We start from the raw sequence: 18195 nt of genomic DNA on the forward strand, positions 1-18195 counted from the left end.
ACCTCCGGAACCCGGCGCTCCGGGGCGGCCGACCCCCGCCCCGCACGCCCCTCCTGACACTTCCTCCGGCCCGCCGCCGCCCCCCGCGGCGCCCTCGCCGCCGTCCCCGCGACACGCCGGCGGAGCCCGGGGAAAGCGGGTGCGCGGCGGGGGGCCGCGGCGGATCATGGGGGGCATGTCCGTGAATCCGTACGACGCCCTGCCGGTCCGGCTCACCGTCGACGACGGCGACTCGCCGTCCGACGTCGTCGACGCGCTCTTCCTCGGCCGCTTCGCGACGGGCGAGCAGCCGTACGCGCACGCCGCCAACATCGACCGCGTCCGGTCCGGCGCGACCCTGCTGCCGCCCGGCGCGCGGGTGCTGCGCTGCGCCCGCGACGACGACCGCAGCGCCACGCTGGCCGAGGGCGACGGCTGGACGGTGCTCGTCTCGCGCTGGAGCCGGGGCGCCGATGTGACGGTCACGGCGACCAGCGCCGAACTGGCCGAGAAGGTGCTCGGCGAGGCCACGGACGGCGCGGCCGACGAACCCGAGCCGCAGCCGGGCAACGTCACCATGGGCTTCTGGTACGTCTCCCCGCGGCGCGGCCCGCACCGCACCACCCGGCAGATCGCGGCCGGTTCCTGGGACGAGGTGCGGGCCAACTACACCGCTCCGGTGGCGGCGGCCATGGACGGCCTGATGAGCACCACCCCCGAGGACATCGCGGGCCGGCTGCTGCTCCTGCACGGGCCGCCCGGCACCGGGAAGACCTCCGCGCTGCGCACCCTGGCCCGCTCCTGGCGCGAGTGGTGCCAGGTGGACTGCGTCCTGGACCCCGAGCGGCTCTTCTCCGACGTCGGGTATCTGATGGACATCGCCATCGGCGAGGAGGACGCGGCGGGCCGGAACCGCTGGCGGCTGCTCCTGCTGGAGGACTGCGACGAGCTGATCCGCGGCGAGGCCCGGCACACCGCGGGCCAGGCCCTGTCCCGGCTGCTCAACCTCACCGACGGGCTGCTCGGCCAGGGCCGCAACGTGCTGGTCGGCGTCACCACCAACGAGGACCTCGAACGCCTGCACCCCGCCGTCGTCCGCCCCGGCCGCTGCCTGGCCCGCATCGAGGTCGGCCCGCTGACCCGCCGCGAGGCGGTGGAGTGGCTCGGCACCGAGGAGGGCGTCGGCCGCGACGGCGCCACCCTGGCCGAGCTGTACGCGCTGCGCCGGGGCACCCGGCCCACCACCCTGCCGGAGCCCCGGGAGGGGGCGGACGCCGGGCTGTACCTCTAGGGCCTCTCGTTTGGATCAGGCCGGGCTCGCGGGGTCCGGCCCGATCCAGACGAAAGACCCCGGGGAAGCGGCCCCGCCGTGCCCCGGACGGCGCCGGGGCGCGGCGCCTCAGTCCCGGTACGCCGCGCGCAGGGCGTCCCGCACGGCGGCCAGCGCGTCCGGCTCGGTGAGCCCGAGCCGGCGCGCCCGCGCGGCGTAGGTCTGGGCGGCGGACGCCAGTTCCCGGTCCGCGGCCTGCCCGGCGGCGGCGACGAAGGTGCCGTTGCGCCCGCGGGTCTCGATCACCCCGTCCGCCTCCAGCGCCCGGTAGGCCTTGGCCACGGTGTTGGCGGCGAGCCCCAGTTCCCCGGCCAGCCCGCGCACGGTGGGCAGCCGGTACCCGACGGGGAGCGCGCCCGACCGCGCCTGTTCGGAGATCTGCGCGCGCACCTGCTCGTAGGGCGGGGCGCCGTCGTCGATGCGGAGGGTGAGAGTCACCGGCCGATTGTCGCGTATCCGGGGGAAACCCGGAGGCACCGCGCCCGCCGGGCGGCCTACCGTGCCCCCGTACCGCCTCCCGGGGCGGTCCGCGGCGGGCGCGGGCCGGGCGGGAGGCCCGTGGAAGGAGGGACGCATGTCCCCGGAACCGGTCGGACCGCAGGGCACGGTGGACGTCGTCCTCGTCAAGGCGGGCCGTACGAAGATCCGTTACCCCGCCGCGCTGCTCCACGACGACGGCGCCCGGCTGGCCGTGCGCGCGCCCTGGGCCGGGGCGGGCGTCCGCGACTTCGGCTTCGTGCGCTTCGCGCCGGGCGACGTGTTCACCGAGCACTACTGGCGCGACCGGTGGTACGCGGTCAAGGAGGTGCGGACGGGGACGGGCGGGCTGAAGGGCTGGTACTGCGACGTCACCCGCCCCGCCGTGCGCACCGGCGGGGAACTGGTCGTCGAGGACCTGGACCTGGATCTGTGGTGCTCCGCGGACGGCACGGACGTACGGCGCCTGGACGAGGACGAGTTCGCCGCGAGCGGGCTGGCGGAGCGCGACCCGGCCGCCGCGGCGGCGGCCGTGCGCGCCCTGGACGAGCTGGAACGGCTGGCCCGCGGCGGTGGTCTCAGCGGTCTGCGGGCCTGAGCGCGGCCGGGCCCGCCGGTCTCTCCCCGCCGGGACGCATCGATGGGCGGGTCCCGGGGAAGGGGTGGGCTACCTCCGTGAGAACACGGAACCCGGTGAATCCGCGAGGAGGCAGCCATGCGCCGTCTGACCGTGCAGAAGCCCCTGAAGAAGACCGAAGCCCGCCGGGTCCGCGGGGAATCCGCCGAACACCCCGTCCGCCGCCCCGAGATCCGTGAGGACATCGCCCGGACCTGGTGGCCCGACAACTGACGCGGGCCCGCCGGGAGTCCGGCGCGTCCGGTGGATGGCGGCGGTTTCTGAGGACAGCCTCAGCGCTTCCTTAACTCCACCATAAGGATTGGCTCCGTCCGTCTCCGGCGGGCGACTTTCCGGCTCCTCGGGGCTAGTTTGCTGATCACCCCCACGGGTTCCGGCATCCGCCACCCGAGTTCAGCAACTACCCCGAGGAGTCAGCCATGTCCGTGCCGCACACGGCCGCCGCCGCCCTCCTCGCCGCTGTCGCGCCGCCCGGCCCCGGCAGCTAGCCAGACCCACCGACCACGGGGGAACACGGGGCTTGCCCGGCGGCTCAGGCCGGGCAAGCCCCGCTCATCCGTGATGCCCCCGCCGTGACCGGGCGGGGGCGCCCGGCACCCACCGGCCGGCCGGCCGGGCAGGACGGCACGGCGCTCCGCGCCGGGGAAGCCGCTCACCCCTCAAGTTACGAGCGAGTAGTACAGACGTGTGGTTACGCGTCGGCAAAACTTCGGGGGACTCCGGCGCCCGCGCCGGGACCGGCGGAACGCCGCCGGAGGGCCCGGACGCGCCACCGGACGCGGCCCCCTACACACCCCCGGGCAGAGTCCCGGACGGCGGGGTCCGGCCCCGGCGGCGGACAGGACCCCGGCCCCCCACACCCGGTACCGGCGGCACCGCCCCAGGGCTGGCGGCATCCCGGGGCGGGCGGCATCCCGGAGCACCTCCGCGCGGCGTGCCCGGCCCCCGGCGGTCCGGTCCGTCAGGCCGCCAGGGAGCCCGGCATCACCGCACGGGGCCCGAACCTCGCCCGCGCCCGGTCCGCGACCTCCTCGATCCGGCGCGCCCTCTCGTCCACCGGGTCGAAGGTGAGCTGGTGGGCGGCCCGGCGGGCGGGGCCGAGACCCTCGGCGCGCAGGCCCAGCGAGCGCACCCGGGCGCGCTGGAGGCCGAGCGCCTCGTACATGCCGTAGGCCGCCCGGGTCAGGTCGGCCGTGTGGGCGGTGGGCTCCGCCAGGGTGCGGCTGCGGGTGGTGCCCGCGGCGGCCCGGCCCGAGCCCGCCCGGGAGGGGGGCGGACCGGCGTAGCGCACGGTGAGGGTGAGGGAGCGGCAGACCTGGTCCGCGGCGCGCAGCCGGGCGCCCAGCTCCCCGGTGGCCGAGAGCAGGGCGCGGCGGTGCCGGCCGGGGTCGAGTTCGTCGCGGGCGAAGGGGCGTTCGGCGGTCAGCGAGCGGGCGGCGGCGTTGGGGACGACCCGGCCCCGGTCGACTCCCCCGGCCCGTTCGCGCAGTTCGCGCCCGGCCCGGGCGCCCACCAGGCGCTGGAGCGTGGACAGGGGCGCGGCGGCGACCCGGCCGAGGGTGTCGAGGCCGTACTCGCACAGGGTGCGGGCGGTGGCGGGGCCGACGCCGGGCAGCGCGGTGACGGGCTGTCCGGCGAGGAACTCCCGCACCCCGTCCCCGGGCACCGCCCGGGTCACCCCCGGCCGGGCCTCCCGCAGCGCCATGCGGGCGGAGAGCGGGCCGGGACCGGCGCCGATCGCGCAGTCGACGCCGTACAGCGCGAGGGCGCGGACCCGGATCACCGACGCCAGTTCCACCGCGCCGCGCCCGAAGTACCGTTCGGCGCCGCCCAGGTCGGCCAGGGCGCCGTCCGGCGGCAGCGCCTCGACGACCGGGGTGAACTGCTCCAGCAGGCCGAGCAGCCGGGGCAGGGCCGTGCCGTGCTCCGGCGGCTGCTGGAAGCGCACGCAGAGGACGGTCGTGCCGCTCATCCCGCGCTCCCGGGGCTCCGGTGCCACAGCTTCCTGCCCGCCGCGGGTCCCTCGCCCGCGGGGCGCAGATCGGCCCACGGGTGCATCTCGTACCCCGTGGGCATGCGGATGCTCCGCCGGTCCTCCCCGGGCTCCCGGGCCGCGGAGCCGGCGGGGGCGGCGGGGGCGGGGGGCCCGTCCGGGCCCGCGGCGCCCCGCCGGCCCGCCGGGGTGCCGCCGGGCCCCTCCCGGTCACCGGCACCGCCGGAGCCGCCGGAACCGTCCGGGCCGTGGGAGCCGTCCGGGCCCCCGCCCGCCGCGGCCAGCCGGGCGGCGACGCCCTCCAGCCCCTCCTCCTTCCGCACCTCCAGCAGCTCCGCGAGGTTCCAGACGGCGGAGCCCACCACGCTGAGGCTGCGCGGGCCCCGCCGCTGGACCACCCCGCGCACCAGCAGCAGCCAGGAGTGGAAGAGGGTGTGCGCGCAGGTGTCGTGGGAGTCGTCGAAGAAGGCCAGGTCCACCAGGCCGGTGCCGTCGTCCAGGGTGGAGAAGATGACCCGGCGGCCGGAGCGGACGGGCGGCGTCTGGGTGGCCGCCTTGGCGCCCGCCACCAGCACCGTCTCCCCGTGCCGCGCCTCGCGCAGCCGCTTGGCCGACAGGACCCCCAGCTCGCGCAGGAAGCCTCGGTGGTCGTCCATCAGATGGCGCGAGGCGTCCATGGACAGCACGCCCAGCTCGGCGCTGAGCCGCTCCTCCGGGCCGAGGTCGGGCAGCCCGGCCGGGGCCGTCCGGCGCCCGCCGGGCAGGGGGAGCCGGCCGCCCCGCCCGCCCCGGGCGCCGCGGTGCAGCTCGGCGAGGTGCAGTTGCAGATCGCGGCGGTTGGCGCCGAAGGCGTCCAGCGCGCCGACCCGGGCCAGCCGCCCGGCCAGCGGTCCACTGGGGCGGGCCCGTTCCCAGAAGTCGAGGAGGGAGGCGTAGGGCTGCTCCCCGGCGATCCGCTCCGCCTCCGCGCCGGTGATGCCGTGCACGTCGCGGAGGGCGAGGCGGAGCCCCCAGCGGTCCGGGCCGGGCGGAGCGGGCACCGGCTCGACGCGGTGGGTGACGCCCGACCGGTTCACGTCCAGCGGCAGGACCGGCACCCCGCGCCGCCGCGCGTCGGCCAGCAGCAGGCGCTTGGGGTACATGCCGGGGTCGTGGGTGAGCAGCCCCGCGTAGAAGGCCGCCGGGTGGTGGGCCTTCAGCCACGCCGACTGGTACGTCGGCACCGCGAAGGCCACCGCGTGCGCCTTGCAGAAGCCGTACGAGCCGAAGGCCTCGACCGTGCCCCAGGTGCGCTGAATCGTTTCTGCGTCGTAGCCGTTCGCCGCCGCGCGCCGGGCGAACCACACCCTGATCCGCCCCTGCGACTCCGGGTCGGACAGCCCGCGCCGCACCCGGTCCGCCTCGCCGCGCCCGCAGCCGGTCATGACGGCGACGATGTCGATGACCTGCTCGTGGAAGACGACCACCCCGTGGGTCTCGCGCAGCGGCTCCGCCAGGTCCTCGTGCGGCAGGCGCACCGGCGCCCGCCCGTGCCGGGCCTCGATGAACGGCCGCACCATGTCGGCGGCGACCGGGCCGGGCCGGAAGAGCGAGATGTCGACCACGAGGTCGTGGAAGGTGGCCGGCTGGAGCCGCCCGACGAGGTCCCGCTGGCCCGGCGACTCGATCTGGAAGCAGCCCAGCGTCTCGGTGGAGCGGATCAGCCGGTACGTCGCCGGGTCGCCCTGCGGCACCGCGTCCAGGTCGATCCGCTCCCCCGTCACCCGCTCCACCTCGGTGACCGCGTGCGCCATCGCCGACTGCATCCGCACCCCGAGCACGTCCAGCTTGAGCAGCCCCAGCTCCTCCACGTCCTCCTTGTCGAACTGGGCCATGGGGAAGGGGGACGCCCCCTCCTTCCCGGGGCCGTGCGGGATCTCGCCGCTGGTCGGCACGACCGGTGTGCGGGAGAGCAGGGAGGCGTCCGACAGCAGCACGCCGCAGGGGTGCATGGCGATGCCGCGCGGCAGGGCGTCGAGGGCCTCGACCAGGTCCCAGAAGCGCCCGAAGCGCTTCCCGCCGTCCCGGGACTCCCGCGCCAGCTCCCTCAGTTCGGGCAGCTCCGCCAGCGCCGCGCGGGCGTCGCGGGCGCGGATGTGCGGGAAGGACTTGGCGATCCGGTCGATCTCGGCAGGATCCATGGACAGGGCGGCGCCCACGTCCCGGATGGCGTGGCGCACCCGGTACGTCTCGGGCATGGCCACCGCGGCGACCCGCTCGGGCCCGAAGCGGTCGAGGATCGCCCGGTAGACCTCGGGGCGGCGCGCGGACTCCACGTCGATGTCGATGTCGGGCAGCACGACCCGCTCCCTCGACAGGAAGCGCTCCATCAGCAGCCGGTGCTCGACGGGGTCGGCGTGGGCGATGCCGAGGAGGTGGTTGACCAGCGAGCCCGCGCCGGAGCCGCGCGCGGCGACCCGGATGCCCAGGTCCCGCACGTCGTCCACGACCCGGGCGACGGTCAGGAAGTAGGAGGCGAAGCCGTGGTGGGCGATGATGTCCAGCTCGTGGTGCATCCGCTCCCAGTAGGCGCGCCGCCGGTCGTAGCCGCGCCGCACCATGCCCGCCGCCGCCCGGGAGGCCAGCGCCCGCTGGGCGGTCCGGCGGCCGGCGCCGACGAGGGCCGGCTCGGGGAAGTGGACGGTGCCCGTGCCGAGGTCGTCCTCGGGGTCGACCAGGCAGGCGGCGGCCGTGGCCCGGGTCTGTTCCAGCAGGGCGAGGGCGGCCCCGCGCCGGAACCCGGCGGCCTCGACGATCCGCTCGGCGGCGTGCCGCATGGCGTCCGCGTCCTTGAGCCAGGCCTCGCCGGAGTCCGGTTCCCGGGCGGCGTGCACCGGCACCAGCCGCCGGGCGGCGTCCAGCACGTCGGCGACGGGGCCCTGGCCGGGGTCGGCGTAGCGGACGGCGTTGGTCAGCACGGGCCGCACGCCCTGCTCCGCGGCGAAGCCCACGGTGCGGGCGGCCAGCCGCAGGGAGCCGGGGCCGGTGCCCTCGCGGCCGTGCCAGACCGCCTCCAGGCGCAGGGCGTCGCCGTGCACCTCCCGCCAGGGCGCGAGGAGCCGCGCCGCGCGGTCGGGGCGGCCCGCGGCGAGGGCGCGGCCGACGTCGGAGTCCGGGCCGAGCAGCACGGTCAGCCCGTCGCCGCGCTGCTCGGCCCAGGGCAGCAGCGGGGCGCCCCCGGCCGCGTGGGCCGCGGAGACCAGCCGGCACAGGGCGGCCCAGCCGCGGGCGCCGTCCCGGGCGAGGAAGGTCGCGCGGGGGGCCGACTCGTCGAGGAAGGCGCCGCCGCGTACCGGGGTCCGGAGGCGGTCCCGGCGCACGGAGGTGTCCGTACGACCGCCGTCCGCGGCCTCGGGTGCCGCCACCGCCAGCCCGGCGCCGAACAGCGGGCGGATGCCCGCCCCGGCACACGCCCTGGCGAAGCGGACCGCCCCGGCGAGGGTGTCGCGGTCGGTGAGGGCAAGGGCGTCCATGCCCCGCTCGGCGGCGCGCTCGGCCAGCCGCTCCGGGTGGGAGGCGCCGTGGCGCGCGGAGAACCCGGAGACGGTGCGCAGATGCGTGAAACCCGGCACGCACACCTCCCGCTCTCCTGAACCCGATGCTCTGTCGAACACGCGTTCCCATCACCTCACCCCCACCATAAACCAATTCTCGAATATGTGTGCGATACCCGTTCGGCCCCGCTCCACCTGCGGGAACGCCGGCCGCACCGGAGCGTGGGGGCATGGCGCACACCCCGGGCACCGGCCGCCGCGGCGGCTCCTTCCTCGGCGAGGTGCGGGACGCCGTCACCCCGCGGGCCACCCTGCTGGTCCTGGGCGTGATCGCGCTCCAGCTCCTCTTCATCGCCTCCTACGTGGGCGCGCTGCACGATCCGACGCCGCGGGACGTGCCCTTCGGGGTGGTCGCGCCCGGTGCCGCCGCCGACCGGACGGCGGCCCGGCTGGACGCACTGCCCGGGGCCCCGCTGGACCCCCGCACGCTGTCCGGCGAGGTGGAGGCCCGGCGGCAGATCATGGACCGGGAGATCGACGGCGCGCTGATCGTGGACCCGGCCGCCCCCGCCGACCGGCTGCTGGTCGCCACCGGCGGCGGCACCGTCCTGGCCACCACCCTGAAGGGCCTGGTCGGCACGGTGGAGGAGGCCGGGGGGCGGGCCGTGCGGACGGTGGACGTGGCCCCGGCCTCCGGCCACGACTTCGACGGGCTGTCGTCCTTCTATCTGGTCGTGGGCTGGTGCGTGGGCGGCTACCTGTTCGCCTCGATCCTCGCCATCAGCTCCGGCGCGCGGCCCGCCGACCCGGGGCGCGCGGTCATCCGGCTGGGTGTGATGGCGCTGGTGTCGGTGGCCGGCGGGCTCGGCGGCGCGGTGATCGTCGGACCGGTCCTGGGCGCCCTGCCCGGCAGTGTGACGGCGCTGTGGGGGCTCGGGGCGCTGATCACCTTCGCCGTGGGGGCGGCCACCCTCGCCCTCCAGGGGATCTTCGGCATCGTCGGCATCGGCCTGGCGATCCTGCTGGTGGTGATCGCGGGCAACCCGAGCGCGGGCGGCGCCTTCCCGCTGCCGCTGCTGCCGCCGTTCTGGAAGGAGATCGGCCCGGCGCTGCCGCCGGGCGCGGGGACGTGGACGGCGCGCTCGATCGCGTACTTCGAGGGGAACGCCGTGACCGGGCCGCTGCTGGTGCTGTCGGCGTGGGCGCTCGCCGGGACCCTCGTCACCCTGCTGGCGTCGACACTGCGCCGGGGACGCGACGGGAGGACGGCGGCGGGCGCGGGCACGGCGTAGGGGCCGCGCGCTCCGGCGCGGAACGTCCCGGCGGGCGGAGAGCGGAGCGGCCCGGCGGGCGGGGCTCCGGCGCGCGGCATCCCGGCGCGGGCACCTCTCTCGGGACGGCCCCGCGCGGGGCACCGACGCCCCGGCGGGCTCCGGCGCGGGCGCCCCGGCGCACGGAGGTCCCGCCCCTCGCGCGCGGGGCGGGACCGTGCCCGGGGCGTGCCGTCAGCCGATCTGCGTTCCGGTGGCCGACAGGGCCTCCGTGACGGGCTGGAAGAAGGTCGTGCCGCCCGAGGTGCAGTTGCCGCTGCCGCCCGAGGTGAGGCCGACCGCCCGGTCGCCGGAGAAGAGCGAGCCGCCGCTGTCGCCGGGCTCGGCGCAGACATCGGTCTGGATCAGACCGTTGACGATGTCGCCGTTGCCGTAGTTGACGGTGGCGTTGAGCCCGGTGACCGTGCCGGAGTGCACCCGGGTGGTGGAGCCGCTGCGGGTGACCTGCATGCCGACGGACGCCTCGGCGGCGCCCGTGATGGCCTGGGCGGAGCCGTTGTAGAGGTTCACCTCGCTCGGGTGGTCCACCCCGGCGGTGTACTTGACCAGGCCGTAGTCGTTGTCCGGGAAGCTGGAGGCCGCGTTCTGCCCGATCACCGCGCCGGAGGAGTCGGACCAGGTGGAGATGGCCTCGGTGCAGTGCCCGGCGGTGAGGAAGTACGGCTCGCCGCCCCTGGTCACGTTGAAGCCGAGCGAGCAGCGCCCGCCGCCTCCGGTGATGGCGTCGCCGCCCGCGGTGAACGCCCTGTACTCGCCCCCGGTGCGCCGCAGCTCGGCCTTGGCGCCGAGCCCGTCGACCACCTCGGACAGCGTGGCCCACCGGGCCCCGGAGACCGTGCGGTCGGCGGTGACGACCACCTTGTTGGTGACCGGGTCGGCCACCCAGGAGGTGCCCGGGACGGACGCCTCCCGGGCCAGGACGGTCTGCGCGCCCCGCAGTTCGGCGAGCGAGTTCTCGACGGTTCTGGCCCTGGCCCCGGCCCGCTCGGCCGTCCGTGCCGCCGTCCCGTCGAGCACGTTGACGACGAGGTTCCCGGTGCGGGCGTCGTAGTAGCCGCCGGCGGCGCCGGCGCCCAGACCGTCGAGGAGGGACGCGGACAGTTCCCCGGCCGCGGCGGCCGTCAGGGTCCTGGGAGCGGGGGACTCCGGCGCCTCGCCGGCGTTCGCACTCTGGAAGGTGAATCCCGTGGCCATCAGTGCGGCGAGGCCCGCGCCCACCGCGATCGACCGTCGTGCGGATATGCGTCGGTGCTTCAACTCATGTCCTCCTGTGGGGGGTCGGCCCGGGACGTTGTGGGGACTTCCCGGACCGGAAGGCCGGTTGACGAGCGGTCACTCTTCCGAATCCCCCCAGGGGCGCACAAGGTCGCCGACAGGACGGGTACACGACAACTCCAGTGCGGGCACACCTCCTTCACCCTTCGCGGCCCTCCCCGGGGACGGGCCGGGGCCCGGCGCGCGGAACGACGCTCCCGCAAACACCGGGCGGTCGCCGACGCGGTGCGACGCGGCCCGGGACGGCGGGTTCCGGGCACGGCGGAGCCCCCGCGCGCCGGTCGCGCGCGGGGGCTCGTGGTGCGGGGCCGGGGGTGCGGGGACCCGTGGCGCGGGTCCCCGCACGGCGGCCGGGCGGGGCCCTCCAGTCCGCCCCGGCCGCCGGTGCCGTCCGGTCCGTCCGGGATCAGTAGACGCTGACGCCGTAGGCGCTCAGGGCCTCCGTGACGGGCTGGAAGAAGGTCGTGCCGCCCGAGGTGCAGTCACCGCTGCCGCCGGAGGTCAGACCGTAGGCGACGCCGTTGCTGCCGTAGAGCGGGCCGCCGGAGTCGCCGGGCTCGGCGCAGACCGTGGTCTGGATCAGCCCCGAGACGATGTCGCCGCCGCCGTAGTTGACGGTGGCGTTGAGCGCGGTGACCCGGCCGCTGTGGGTGCCCGTGGTGGAGCCGGTCCGGATGACCGTGGTGCCCACGGTCGGCGTGGCCGCGCGGGTGATGTCCACCCCGCCGGCGGTGCCGGACTTGCTGACCGAGGTGTTGGTGTAGCGGACGAGGCCGTAGTCGTCGCCCGGGAAGCTGGACCCGCTGGTCGTGCCCAGGACCGTGGTCTTCCCGGAGTTGGACCACCAGGTGCCCGCGCCGTCGGTGCAGTGCCCGGCGGTCACGAAGTAGTCGGCGCCGCTGCTGTTGCGGACGTTGAAGCCGAGGGAGCAGCGCCAGCCGCTCGCGTAGATGGCGTCGCCGCCGGCTATCAGCTTGCTGAAGGTGCCGGGGGTGCGCTTGATGGTCAGCGCCCCGGCCCGGTCGCCGGCCTGCTCCTTGATCTTCGCTATCCCGGCCGCGGAGACGGTGCTGTCGGCCGTGACGACCAGCCGTCCGGTCGCCCGGTCGACGACCCAGGCGGTGCCCGGGACGTCGGCCTTGAGCACGGAGGCGCTCGCGCCGGCGAGGTCGGCCGCGCCGAAGGCGGTGGGGGCGGGGGTGCCGGAGGCGTTCGCGCTGGGCACCGCGAAGGCCGCCGCGGCGACGAGGCCGGCGGACACGGCGATCAGACGGGTGCGTCTCGTGCTGGTGCGGGGGGTCGTGCGCTTGATCCTCACTTCGTTCCTCCACAGGGGAAGTCAGGGGCCTTTTCGTGGGGTTGGGCCCGTGAGGCGCGGTCAGCGGCCGGACGTCCGGGAACGGATTGCCGTGCCCCTGACAAGCGCTGAAGTTGGAAGTATTCGGCCGGACGTCCGGTCGGCACAAGGGTGCCTTTCAGCCGTCACTCACGGACTCCGCACCCCCTGGCGCCACTCCCGTCCCATCCGCGCGCGATCCCGGCGGAAACGGGCATTCCGCCCGGCCGCCGGACCGGGCGGAACCGCCCGGGACCCCGCCCGCGGACACCCGCCCCGGGCCGGCCGGCGGCGGCCCGGCGGCGCTTCCGTCCGCGGACCGCCGACCCCGGCGGATCAGCCGGTCAGGAGCCTGCGCTCGCCCGCCTCGACGGCCGCGCCGAGGGTGTTGCCAGGCGGCGGGAAGGGGCAGACGAAGTGGTCGGCGAAGGCGCACGGCGGGAGCAGCGCCCGGTTGAAGTCGACCGTGGTGCGCCCCCGCGCGTCGGGGGCGGCCGGGCGCAGGAACCGGAAGCGGTAACTGCTGTCCCCGCTGGTGCCGTCCGCGAACACCGCCCACAGCGAGCCGTCCGCCTCGACGCTCACCTGGAGGGTGAACTCCCGCTCCCCGTCGGGACCCACCCCTTCGGGCGACTCCGGGGACGGCAGGGAGAACGCCAGTTCGCCGCCGAGGGCCAGTCCGCGCCGCCGCCCGTCCGCGTTGGGCACCCGGACGCTGCGGTCCCCGTCACCGTAAGGAGTGAAGCGCCCCGGCACCGACCAGCGCGGATCGTAGGCGGTGGCCTCGATGGAGCGGAACGCCCGCCGCGCCCCGGACGCCGGGTCGAAGTCCCGTACGCCCCAGGCGCCCTCCCGCACCAGGACGACCAGCCGGCGCTCGCCGTACGCCACCCGGGCCGCCCCGGCCGGGCCGGAGTCGGCGGCCAGCCGCACCTCCCCGCGGAGGGGGTGCCCGTCCACCGTCAGCCAGTCCTCCGGGGTGGCCGCGAGCACCACCGCGTCGCCGTCGGCGGTCCATCGCCCCGGGATGTCCGGAAGTCGACCCTCCGGATGGTCCTCCAGCCAGTACGTGCCCACCAGGGCGAGCGGACCGTGGGGCGCCGACACCGCCGCCACCCGGTCCTCGTGCCAGCGCCGCCACGCCCCGGCCGCTCCGGGAGCGGCGGGGCCGGCGGGAGCGGCGGGGTCACCGGGGCCGGCCGGGGCGGGCCCCGGCGCGGGGTCCTTCGCGGGATTCGTCATGGACGCACCCTGGCACACCCCTCCCGCCCGGGGCCGGGGCACGGCCGGGGGCACGCCGCCCGCCGGGAGCGGCACCCGGGCGGCGGCACCGGCGGGGTCAGCAGTCGCAGCCGCAGCCGTCGCCGCAGCAGCCGTCCTCACCGCAGCAACTGCAGCAGTTGCAGCACTCGCAGCAACTGCCGTCGCAGTTGGCGCACTGGCTCTCCTTGCGCTCACCCGACCACGGGTCCTCGTAGGTGCCGCAGCACATCTGGCAGGTGCAGGCGAGCCCCGCCCACACCGCGCAGCCCGCGAGCAGCCCGCGCCGGTTGCCGCGCGGCGGCCCGGGGGGCGTCGGCGCGCCGGGGCCGCCGGGCGGGGCGTACGGGTGGCCGCCGTGGGCGCGGGAGGCGGAGCCGAAGGCGCGGTCGACGGAGGTGCCCAGCTCGTGCACGAGCAGCCGGTGGGCCAGCCGCCCGTCGGTGAACTCGGCCTCGCGCAGCGCGAGTCGCACCCCGTGCACGGCGTCGTCGGCGAGCCGCCGGGCCTCGGCGAGGGAGGTGCCGGTGGCGGTGAGCGGGTTCCAGGCGCCCGAGGCGGCGTCGGCCCCCCGGTCCTCCACGGCGTCCAGCAGGTGGGCGAGCCGTCCGAACAGCCGCCCGGCCTCGGCCAGCGGCTCGGCGTTGCCCGGCCGCCCCGCGAGGTGCGCGGTGTGCGCGAAGGCGGCGGCGGTCGCGGTCTCGGTGGGCTCGGTCACGGTGAGGATCGGGGTGCCGGGTCCGGCGAGCGCCTCGATGCCGGTCTGCCGGTCCACGGCGTCGACCAGGACGGCGGTGTCGAAGCCGACGGCGGTGCCGCCGCGGGCGCCCGCCGCGTCCCAGCCCCGGGCGACCCGGCGGGCGGCGAGCGCCACCGGCCGCCGGGCCAGCAGCCCGTCGCCGTCGGCGACGTGGTCGCGGACCTTCGCCGAGGCGAGCACCAGGGAGACGGCCGCCGCGAGCCGGGCGCCCTCACCGTGCGCGACGGAGGCGGTGCGCATGCCGCGCAGCGGACAGGGCCCCGCCGTGCGCCGCCCCGCACCGGCGCCGCCGTCCATGGCCTGAGCCTCCGTCAGCACCGATATGAGCAGCCCGTCATAGTTCGTCACGATACGGGCGAACTGTCCGTGGTCCTTGCGCAGAGCGAGGCACAGGCCGCACAAATGCGCCATCCACTGGCCGCCGAGGCTCTCCCCCAGCCGATGTCTGCATGGTCTGACGATCCCGAACACGACACTCCCCCGTGGTCCGTACGATGTTGAGCTGCGGCATCGTACCGACTGTCGCGTTCACCCGTACGTACGGTCCCTCACCCGTACGCCGGGGAGAATCATATTTCACTCACAGTCAGCATCCGTTTGGGGAATGACCCTTGGGACACAAGGACTCTCGACGGATCCGCTGTGCACCAGTACCGTCACAAACCCCCCGCGAGGCGTCGGTCCGCTTGGCGCGACGTCCACATCATGGATGACCATGGGGATGCGGAAGCACGGAAGACCGCTGCGAGAGGAGGCGTCCATGGGATCGGTACGCAAGGCGAGTGCGTGGCTCGGCCTCGTCGACGACAATGATGACGAGCGCTACTACGACGACGACTACTCCGAGGGCGAGTCCCAGGACACCTGGGTCACGGACCCCCGGGTGAAGGTGGCCTCGGACGTCGCGGAGGAGAGGGGCCGGCGGATCGGCACGGTCACCCCGGACAGCTTCCGGGACGCCCGGGCCATCGGGGAGCTGTTCCGGGAGGGGGTCCCGGTCATCATGAACCTGACGGCCATGGAGGCCACCGACGCCAAGCGCGTCGTCGACTTCGCGGCGGGGCTGATCTTCGGGCTGCGCGGTTCGATCGAGCGGGTCTCCACCCGGGTGTTCCTGCTGAGCCCGGCCGACACCGAGGTGATCAGCGGCGAGGCCGCCTCGCACCGTTCGGACGGCTTCTTCAACCAGAGCTGAGGCGGGGCCGCGCCACGGCCCCGCCCGCGCCTCACCGGAAGGCGTCGAGTCCGGTGAGCGCCTTGCCCAGCACCAGCTGGTGCATCTCGACGGTGCCCTCGTAGGTGAGCACCGACTCCAGGTTCGTCGCGTGCCGCATCACCGGGTACTCCAGGGAGATCCCGTTGGCGCCGAGGATCGTGCGGGCCGTGCGGCAGATGTCGATGGCCTCGCGGACGTTGTTGAGCTTGCCGAAGCTGACCTGCTCGGGGCGCAGGCGGCCGGCGTCCATGCGCCGGCCGAGGTGGTGGGCGAGCAGGATCCCCTTGTGCAGTTCGACCGCCATGTCGGCGAGCTTGGCCTGGGTGAGCTGGAAGCCGCCGATGGGCCGCCCGAACTGCTCCCGCGTCCTCGCGTACTCCAGCGCCGTCCCGAAGGAGCTGCGGGCGGCGCCCATCGCGCCCCAGACGATGCCGTAGCGGGCGTGGCCGAGGCAGCCGAGCGGGCCGCGCAGCCCGAGGGCGCCCGGCAGGACCGCGTCGGCCGGGAGCCGCACCCCGTCGAGGACCAGTTCGCTGGTGACGGAGGCGCGCAGGGACCACTTGTGCCGGATCTCGGGCGCGGAGAAACCCGGGCTGTCGGTGGGGACCACGAACCCGCGGATGCCGTCGTCGGTGCGGGCCCACACGATCGCGACCCCGGCCACCGAGCCGTTGGTGATCCACGTCTTCCGCCCGTCGAGGACCCAGTCGCCGCCGTCGCGCCGGGCGCGGGTGCGCATGCCCGCCGGGTCGGAGCCGTGGTCGGGCTCGGTGAGGCCGAAGCAGCCGATGACCTCGCCGGCGGCCATCCGGGGCAGCCACTCCCGCTTCTGCTCCTCGCTGCCGAAGCGGTGCACGGCGTACATGGCGAGGGAGCCCTGCACGGAGACGAGGGAGCGGATGCCGGAGTCGGCGGCCTCCAGCTCCAGGCAGGCCAGCCCGTACTGCACGGCGCTGGCCCCGGCGCAGCCGTAGCCCTCCAGGGACATCCCCAGCGCGCCGATGCCGCCCAGCTCGCGGGCGAGTTCGCGGACGCCGGGCAGCTCGCCGCGCTCGTACCACTCCGCGATGTGCGGCAGCACCCGCTTCCCCGCCCAGTCCCGCACGGTCCCGCGGACGGCGAGGTCCTCGGGTTCCAGGAGGTCGTCGATGCCGAGGGGATCGGCGGGGTCGAACGGGGGCAGCGCGGGGGACGAGGCCATGGACACCCTCCGGGGACGGAAAACTAGCACCGCTAGCAGGCAGCTCGGCACCGACGCTACGCGGCGCCCTCCCCCGCGTCCACCCGCCCCGGCCGTCCGGCGGCCGGGCGGTTCCCGCGCCCGGCCGGGGGCCCGGTCACGCCGGGAGACCCGCCTCGGCGGGGTCGCGCGGGCCGGGCAGCGCCACCGCCTCGCCCTGCATGGCCCGCGGCAGCCGCAGCGCCATCACCGCCCCGGCCAGCAGCAGCCCCGCGCTGACCAGCAGCGTCACATGCAGCCCCCGGACGAAGGCGTCCGCGGCGGCCCCGCGCAGCGCGCTCCCCGCGGGCCCGCCGAGCAGCGCCGCCACGTCGTACGCCTCCCCCAGCGATCGCGCGCCCGCCGCGGAGGCCTCCTCCGGGACCCCGGGGACACCGCCGGTCAGCCGGGGCGCGTACGCGGCGTTCATCACGCTTCCCAGCAGGGCGATGCCGATGCCGGCGCCCAGTTGGTACGAGGTCTCCCCTATCGCCGCCGCCCCGCCGGCCTGCGCCTGCGGCGCCTCGCTCAGCATCGACTCGTAGGCGCCGAAGAGGGTGGTCTCCAGTCCGAAGCCGAGCAGCAGGAACCCGGCGAGCAGCAGCCCCCAGGTGTCCGTGCGGCCCATCGCGGTCAGCAGCACCACCGCCGCGGCGGTGACGCAGAACCCGGCGCACACCGTCCGGCGCGGTCCGAACCGCCGCAGCAGCCGCGCCCCGGCCAGTCCGGCGGCCATCGCGGCGAGGGTCAGCGGCAGCAGCCGCAGCCCGGTCTGGAGCGGGGAGAGCCCGAGGACCAGTTGCAGGTACTGCGCCGCGATCAGCTCCAGGCCCACCAGCGCCAGCATGGCCAGCACGATGCACCCGACCGAGGTGCTGAAGGCGGGACGGCGGAAGAGGCGCAGGTCCACCAGCGGATGGGGGCGGCGCCGCTGCCGCCGTACGAAGCCCGCGAGCAGCGCGGCACCGGCCGCCAGCGGCACCAGGGTGAGCGGGCCGGCCACCGTTTCGCCGCCGCCCAGCCGCTTCACCCCGAGCACCACGCCGAACAGCCCGGCGGCCGCCATCAGCGCCCCGGTCACGTCCCACGGCCCCGTGCGGTCGCCCGTCGACTCGGGCAGCAGCAGCCAGCCCACCGGCAGGCTGACGAGCATCAGCGGGATGTTCACCAGGAAGACCGAGCCCCACCAGAAGTGCTCCAGCAGGAAGCCGCCGAGCAGCGGCCCGACCGCCGCCCCGACCGCGGCCACCGCGCTCCACACGCCGATGGCCAGCGCCCGCTCCCGGCGGTCGGGGAAGACCTGGCGCAGGATCGACAGCGTCGCGGGCATGATCATCGCCCCGCCGATGCCGAGCAGCGCCCGGGCCACTATCAGCACCGGTGCGCTGTCCGCGAGGGCCGCCAGCGCGGAGGCGACGCCGAACAGCCCGTAGCCGCAGAGCAGCACCCGCCTGCGGCCCACCCGGTCGCCCAGGGTGCCGAACAGGATCAGGAGCGAGGCGCAGACCAGGGGGTAGACGTCGACGATCCAGAGCAGCTCGATCGAGCCGGGCCGCAGGTCCTCGGTGAGCGCGGGCACCGCCACGTGCAGCACGGTGGCGTCGACCGCGACGAGCAGCAGGCTGACGCAGAGGACGATCAGGACCACCCAGCGATCGGCACCGGACCCGGCCTCCCGACGGCGCGGCGCGGCTGCGGCCGTGGGCGTCCCGGACATGGTGTACCTCCAAGATGTTCCCCCGCGTCCGGCGGGCCTCGCGGGGGTGGGGACTCCCCCGCGGCTCGGCCGGGAGGAGCGGTGCCTCCGGGGCCGTGCGACGGAACGCGAGTGGGCCGCCAGCGTACGCGA

At 76.3% G+C, this 18195-nt stretch carries 14 protein-coding genes; 5 read left to right on the forward strand and 9 right to left on the reverse strand.

Annotation, left to right across the window (positions count from 1 at the left end; genetic code table 11):
- Positions 1 to 175 precede the first annotated feature (175 nt).
- Positions 176 to 1270 carry a DUF5925 domain-containing protein gene (locus tag ACZ7LB_RS17680; protein ID WP_471469128.1) on the forward strand — a complete coding sequence of 365 codons (1095 nt, stop codon included), beginning with the start codon at positions 176 to 178 and terminating at the stop codon, positions 1268 to 1270.
- Between the two features lie 108 nt (positions 1271 to 1378).
- On the opposite strand, the gene ACZ7LB_RS17685 is transcribed toward ACZ7LB_RS17680, so the two are convergent.
- Entirely contained in the window at positions 1379 to 1747 is a 369-nt protein-coding gene (locus ACZ7LB_RS17685) for a GntR family transcriptional regulator (RefSeq protein WP_471469130.1), read from the reverse strand.
- Between the two features lie 136 nt (positions 1748 to 1883).
- Between ACZ7LB_RS17685 and ACZ7LB_RS17690 the strand changes: the two genes are divergently transcribed.
- Together ACZ7LB_RS17690 and ACZ7LB_RS17695 are read left to right on the forward strand one after the other, a co-directional pair.
- Positions 1884 to 2384 (forward strand): ribonuclease FAU-1 family protein, encoded by a 501-nt coding sequence (locus ACZ7LB_RS17690; protein WP_471469132.1) that lies wholly within the window; start codon positions 1884 to 1886, stop codon positions 2382 to 2384.
- 117 nt (positions 2385 to 2501) lie between these two features.
- Complete coding sequence (locus ACZ7LB_RS17695) at positions 2502 to 2636, forward strand: hypothetical protein (protein WP_265293011.1); 135 nt, start codon at positions 2502 to 2504, stop codon at positions 2634 to 2636.
- A 748-nt stretch (positions 2637 to 3384) separates the two neighbouring features.
- Here the strand turns inward: ACZ7LB_RS17695 and ACZ7LB_RS17700 are convergent.
- Together ACZ7LB_RS17700 and ACZ7LB_RS17705 are read right to left on the reverse strand one after the other, a co-directional pair.
- Positions 3385 to 4395: a DNA polymerase Y family protein gene (locus ACZ7LB_RS17700; RefSeq protein ID WP_471469134.1), complete on the reverse strand. Its 1011-nt coding sequence runs from the start codon at positions 4393 to 4395 to the stop codon at positions 3385 to 3387.
- Positions 4392 to 8027 (reverse strand): DNA polymerase III subunit alpha, encoded by a 3636-nt coding sequence (locus tag ACZ7LB_RS17705; protein WP_471469212.1) that lies wholly within the window; start codon positions 8025 to 8027, stop codon positions 4392 to 4394. Before ACZ7LB_RS17705 ends, ACZ7LB_RS17700 begins: the two co-directional genes overlap by 4 nt.
- Before the next feature lie 152 nt (positions 8028 to 8179).
- Here ACZ7LB_RS17705 and ACZ7LB_RS17710 point away from each other — a divergent pair, with 152 nt between their 5' ends.
- Positions 8180 to 9241 carry an ABC-2 transporter permease gene (locus tag ACZ7LB_RS17710; protein ID WP_471469136.1) on the forward strand — a complete coding sequence of 354 codons (1062 nt, stop codon included), beginning with the start codon at positions 8180 to 8182 and terminating at the stop codon, positions 9239 to 9241.
- A 213-nt stretch (positions 9242 to 9454) separates the two neighbouring features.
- Here ACZ7LB_RS17710 and ACZ7LB_RS17715 read toward each other — a convergent pair whose 3' ends face one another.
- The 4 genes from ACZ7LB_RS17715 to ACZ7LB_RS17730 form a co-directional block, all read right to left on the reverse strand.
- A complete protein-coding gene (locus ACZ7LB_RS17715) occupies positions 9455 to 10537 on the reverse strand; it encodes a S1 family peptidase (protein WP_471469138.1) in 1083 nt (360 codons plus the stop codon).
- Between the two features lie 424 nt (positions 10538 to 10961).
- Complete coding sequence (locus ACZ7LB_RS17720; protein ID WP_471469140.1) at positions 10962 to 11873, reverse strand: S1 family peptidase; 912 nt, start codon at positions 11871 to 11873, stop codon at positions 10962 to 10964.
- A gap of 354 nt (positions 11874 to 12227) precedes the next feature.
- Positions 12228 to 13133: a DUF1684 domain-containing protein gene (locus tag ACZ7LB_RS17725; RefSeq protein WP_471469142.1), complete on the reverse strand. Its 906-nt coding sequence runs from the start codon at positions 13131 to 13133 to the stop codon at positions 12228 to 12230.
- 97 nt (positions 13134 to 13230) lie between these two features.
- Positions 13231 to 14322 carry a DUF5685 family protein gene (locus tag ACZ7LB_RS17730; RefSeq protein ID WP_471469144.1) on the reverse strand — a complete coding sequence of 364 codons (1092 nt, stop codon included), beginning with the start codon at positions 14320 to 14322 and terminating at the stop codon, positions 13231 to 13233.
- A gap of 349 nt (positions 14323 to 14671) precedes the next feature.
- Between ACZ7LB_RS17730 and ACZ7LB_RS17735 the strand changes: the two genes are divergently transcribed.
- On the forward strand, positions 14672 to 15106 hold the full coding sequence (locus ACZ7LB_RS17735) for a cell division protein SepF (RefSeq protein WP_161226384.1): 435 nt from the start codon (positions 14672 to 14674) through the stop codon (positions 15104 to 15106).
- A 31-nt stretch (positions 15107 to 15137) separates the two neighbouring features.
- Here ACZ7LB_RS17735 and ACZ7LB_RS17740 read toward each other — a convergent pair whose 3' ends face one another.
- Together ACZ7LB_RS17740 and ACZ7LB_RS17745 are read right to left on the reverse strand one after the other, a co-directional pair.
- Positions 15138 to 16328, reverse strand: coding sequence for an acyl-CoA dehydrogenase family protein (locus ACZ7LB_RS17740; protein WP_471469146.1), 1191 nt, complete (start codon positions 16326 to 16328; stop codon positions 15138 to 15140).
- A 136-nt stretch (positions 16329 to 16464) separates the two neighbouring features.
- Positions 16465 to 18063 carry an MFS transporter gene (locus ACZ7LB_RS17745; RefSeq protein ID WP_471469148.1) on the reverse strand — a complete coding sequence of 533 codons (1599 nt, stop codon included), beginning with the start codon at positions 18061 to 18063 and terminating at the stop codon, positions 16465 to 16467.
- Positions 18064 to 18195 lie beyond the last annotated feature (132 nt).

This window comes from Streptomyces sp. NPDC107521 (genome assembly GCF_055598485.1).